The 4,469-nt window shown below is 40.1% G+C and carries 4 protein-coding genes; 2 read left to right on the top strand and 2 right to left on the bottom strand.

All coding sequences use genetic code 11. From position 1 onward, the window contains the following. Window positions 1–244, top strand: a 244-nt coding sequence (locus CAG58_RS07510) for an integrase core domain-containing protein (protein WP_161429774.1), incomplete at its 5' end; no start/stop codon positions are given. 21 nt (window positions 245–265) lie between these two features. Beyond that, window positions 266–1,324 (top strand): hypothetical protein, encoded by a 1,059-nt coding sequence (locus CAG58_RS07505; RefSeq protein WP_161425349.1) that lies wholly within the window; start codon window positions 266–268, stop codon window positions 1,322–1,324. 192 nt (window positions 1,325–1,516) lie between these two features. Here the strand turns inward: CAG58_RS07505 and CAG58_RS07500 are convergent, their stop codons facing one another. Beyond that, window positions 1,517–2,857 (bottom strand): sigma-54-dependent transcriptional regulator, encoded by a 1,341-nt coding sequence (locus CAG58_RS07500; protein WP_161425350.1) that lies wholly within the window; start codon window positions 2,855–2,857, stop codon window positions 1,517–1,519. Further along, complete coding sequence (locus CAG58_RS07495) at window positions 2,854–4,296, bottom strand: sensor histidine kinase (RefSeq protein ID WP_161429773.1); 1,443 nt, start codon at window positions 4,294–4,296, stop codon at window positions 2,854–2,856. The genes CAG58_RS07500 and CAG58_RS07495 overlap by 4 nt, the downstream gene beginning before the upstream one ends. Window positions 4,297–4,469 lie beyond the last annotated feature (173 nt).

The raw sequence follows: 4,469 nt of genomic DNA, 5'->3' as shown, positions 1-4,469 counted from the left end.
TTTATCTCGCCGAGGAAATTGCTGGGATAATGCGCCGCTGGAGCGCTTCTTTAGAAGCTTGAAAACGGAATGGGTACCAACAGTAGGTTATCGTAGCTTTGCAGAGGCTCAACAAGAGATCATCCGCTACATTATTGGATATTACAGCCAGCTCAGGCCCCATCAGTATAACGGTGGCTTGACACCCAATGAGTCAGAACGATTGTATTGGGAAAACTCTAAAACCGTGGCCAATTTTAGTTGACCACTACATTTATTAGTTAGTATGTTTGAGCTTAGATATGTTGAGGATGAGTCTGTCCAAAGCTGGATTTTCCGTAACTTAGTTGTCGATGGTGAAATCGACTTCTCTAGTATTCTTAGCTCTGAGGGGGATTGGTATAATAACGTTAGTTTTAGGAAAAATTGTCCTGAAAGAATGACAAGAACTCGTGATGTTGAGTTGCTGCGTTTTCTTAGGAACTCTGGGCTAGCATTAAAATATGCAGGAAAATATGATAACCCTGTTGATTACCTAGATAGAATCTACAGTATTTTCCAACCTCTTGACTGTAACATACCTAAAATCAGCGCTGATGGCTCGATAGCGATTCGCTTTTGTCCAGAATGCATATTACAGGCAATCCAGGAGTATGGATTTGGGTATTTTAAATGGGAATGGTTACAAGGGTTGCAATGCCTGAAACATGGTCGACTCCTTTGCCAACTAAAAAAGTCGAAGAGAGAAACTATGGTTTTGACCTTACTTAAGGTTTTGTCTGGTTGCCCATTAGATGTAAGAGAGCTTACTAACTTAAGTGTAAAACATACTCAAAGGTTAAATCGTGTCAGTGTTGATTGCCACATAATGCCCTGTTTTATGGTTGATTTTCACCTTTGGGCGACCATGCGAAGAAATGACCATAGTCTTGGGGATGGATTTCATAATTGGTACTATCAAGATGGAAGAAGGAAGCCAGTATCTCGTGAATGTTTAATCCAAAGCTATGAGTACTACACTAAATTCTTTCCAGAACAAAGCCACCGGTTTATTAAAGAGAGGGGCGACATTAAATTTGTCAGGTTTGGTATAAATCAGCCAGGCTCTCTTTCTGAAAAGCTCCTAAAAAGTAGTAAGTACAACTGCTCGTACTGTACTAAATGGGAGGCATTTGGAAAGTGTCCAGCAAAGCCTATCAAGCTATTTGTTATAGAGCCTCAATATACTTACACAGGCTTAAATCCATGCGACTTCTTCTTAAAGTTCGGAACACCATATTTTCCACGTAGGCCAGTTGATCGGCGTATCCAAGAAATAGATTTTGACCTTTTATTGCCAGCTTAATGTTCCTCCCTCCTGAGTAAGACTTTAGATGCTTTTTATTTCGAATACAAACGTATAATGAAGAGGAAAAGAGTTTGCCTTAGCAGTCAATCATGAGTTAAGCCCCACGTCCTCTATTTCTAGCGCATTCAGTGTGATTATCGGTAGTCGTTGTGAACTTGCTTCAAGCGTCTGATCTAAAGCTACAATAAGCTATCGAACGGAAGTGTTATGGCTTTCATCTATCCATCGATATAAGGTTCGTCGGGTTATTCCTAATATATCAGCAGCCTTAGCTTTATTCCCCCCGACTTTCTCAAGAATAAATTTAATATAGTTACGTTGAAGCTCATTTAACGATGGCATATCTTCAGATAAAAAGTCAAAAATATTATCTTTGATAGTACTCGACGATTTCCTAATACGTTCAGGTAGGTGTGATGGTAAAATTTCATCACCGTCACAGAATACTGATGCTCTTTCAATCGCATTTTTAAGCTCGCGTATATTTCCCGGGAAATCATAATTCAGTAGTTCTTTCCAGGCTAAGTTACTCAGTTGAATCGCTTTAGTTTTTCCAGCTTGTGTCTGAGTAGAAAGAAAATGTCGGGCAAGAATCGTAAGATCATCACCACGTTCTCGAAGTGGTGGTACAGATAATGTGAACATTTCTAGCCGAAAGAATAGATCCTGTCGAAACAGCCCCTCTGCGATACGAGACTCTAAATCCCGGTGAGTTGCCGTGACTATACGTACATCTACGCTAATTTCCTTATCAGAACCCACTGGTCGAATGGTCCCTTCTTGTAATACACGTAATAATTTAGCTTGTAACTCAAGAGGCATTTCACCGATTTCATCAAGAAGCAAGGTACCTCCGTCGACCTCCCTTAACAAACCTAATCGTGATTGATTTGCCCCGGTATAAGCGCCAACTGAATGTCCAAAAAATTCACTTTCCAGTAATTCCTTAGGGATACCTGCGCAATTAACTGCCAGAAAAGGGCCATTTTTCCTAAGACTTTCATTATGAATCGCTTTAGCGACTAGCTCCTTACCAGTACCACTTTCTCCCAATATTAAGACAGGCCCATCCGTTTTCGATATTTTTTGGATCATACGAAAAAGGCTCTGCATCACTGCACTTTCACCTAGCATGCCATGAAAGAAACGGTTTTCAGCTTGGTTTTTCAAGCTTCGGTGCTCAACTAGGCGTTTCACGGTTAATAGACAATGATCCATATCAAAAGGTTTGGTTAAAAAATCATCCGCTCCCGCTTTAAGTGCATCAACCGCTTGGTTAACAGAGCCAAACGCCGTAATTAATAACATAGCAGGGGTTGGCATCAGAGCTTTAACTTCCGGTATCAATGTCATACCATTACGATCAGGTAATCTTAAGTCGGAAATCACCACATCAGGTATTATTTCATTTAACTTACGTGAAGCTTCTTCAGCTGAGTTGACCACTGTGACCTGATATCCCTCGCTCTCAAGCTCTTCACACAATAAATCCGCTAAATCACCATCATCTTCTACTAATAAAATATTCATACCCATTGTTCCTTTGAAAATTGTAATGTAACGATGAGCCCGCCTTGCTCTGAGCGCCTGAGAATTAATTCGCCATGATGATCATTCACGATGTTGTTAACAATAGCTAAACCAAGCCCAGTTCCCTGACCTTTTGGCTTTGTCGTAAAAAAGGGTTCTAGGAGCTGAGATAAGTCCATATCTATAGGGATGCTTTGCCCATCATCGCTGATGGTTATCGACCAGGAATCATGCGACTCACTATATTCAACGAAGACATTTTCTTGAGCGGCTTGGCTTGCATTTCGTAGTAAGTTAATTAGCGCTAATTCGAGCAGATCAGGATCAACGAAGACCGACAGATGATTAGGAACATTAATGGTAGTTAAAGGAAAGAGATCTATTTGTTCATAACTTAATGATTCCCTGGCATTTATGACTAAATCCAAAATAAGCACTTTTTCTTTTTGGTTACTATTACGAGAGAAATCCAATAATTGCCGAACGATTCGGGTTAGCCGCTTCACTTGTCCTCTGATCGACATCAGTTCATGTAATGCCGAGTTCTTATCAATAAATCGAGATAAACGCCTTGCTCTACCATCAATCACATTCAATGGTGCTCCTAATTCATGAGCCACGCCACCGACGAATCGTCCTAATGTTGCCATCCGCTCATTTCGCTCTAACCTCAGGTTTAGTTTTGTTTCATACTCTTGATGAGCCAGTATTTTTTGCTGTGCAAGCGCAATATCATCAAGCATTCGATTTAGCGCCCGAGCAATAGAAGATAATTCATATGTATTTGAATCAGATGCACGTAAGCCTAACTGACCTTGACCAATCTTGGCCATGGTACTCGTTAACTGGGCTACATCACGGCCTACTGCTCGATAATGACCTAAATAGACGATGATTAAGGTGAGCAACCCGATTACCCCCCATACACTCCAAGCCGAGAGTGACAAGGTATTCATAGAAGACGAAAAATCACTAGCACGACGAGTAATTTCGACAAGGCTCGATATCTGCCCTCGTTTATCGGTGATAGGAAGAAAATGAGAATATACTTGTTTGCCCGCTTGACGTTGATAGACATTGGCATCACGTCCAACTTCAAGCAGCTCAAGTGCAATAGGGCTATACTTATTGCTTCGTTTAGCAATACCAGCCGCAGCAATACGCTGACCATCCTGATTGTAGACAGACGCACCATATACCTGACCTAAATCAAAGATTGCATTAAGCGTTCTTTGAACTGTTTCTATATCTCCTTTGCGGATTGCCTCTCCAATAGGGACATCAATTGCTCTGGCGATTAGCTTAAGATCGCCTTTTAGCTTACTCGTTTGTAAATCCGCAAGATAATAAGTTCCAATACCAATAGACGCGGCAGACAGCACCCATAATGGTAGGAAAACAAACAATAATATACGCACTGATAAAGAGACTTTAGTCAATCTGACCATATTTTCCTTTGAATTTAATGTGTAACTATTTTTCAATAAATCTTGACAGATTGTGTGACAAAAATAAACACTAATATCTTTGTCTTATTCCTCACTTTTAAGAAATAAAAAATTAACTTAATAAAATCAAAAATTTAAATTAAACAAAATGTATTGGCATCTTA

The organism is Vibrio sp. V31_P5A7T61, assembly GCF_009904895.1.
In the GTDB taxonomy this organism is placed as follows: Bacteria; Pseudomonadota; Gammaproteobacteria; order Enterobacterales; family Vibrionaceae; genus Vibrio; species Vibrio metschnikovii.
Note: the sequence above shows the minus strand (reverse complement) of the source record. Positions and strands in the feature narration are given on the sequence as shown.

Coding starts and splice junctions, on each gene's coding strand:
- CAG58_RS07505 (WP_161425349.1), top strand. CDS start 266: ATGTTTGAGCTTAGATATGTTGAGGATGAGTCTGTCCAAAGCTGGATT.
- CAG58_RS07500 (WP_161425350.1), bottom strand. CDS start 2,857: ATGAATATTTTATTAGTAGAAGATGATGGTGATTTAGCGGATTTATTG.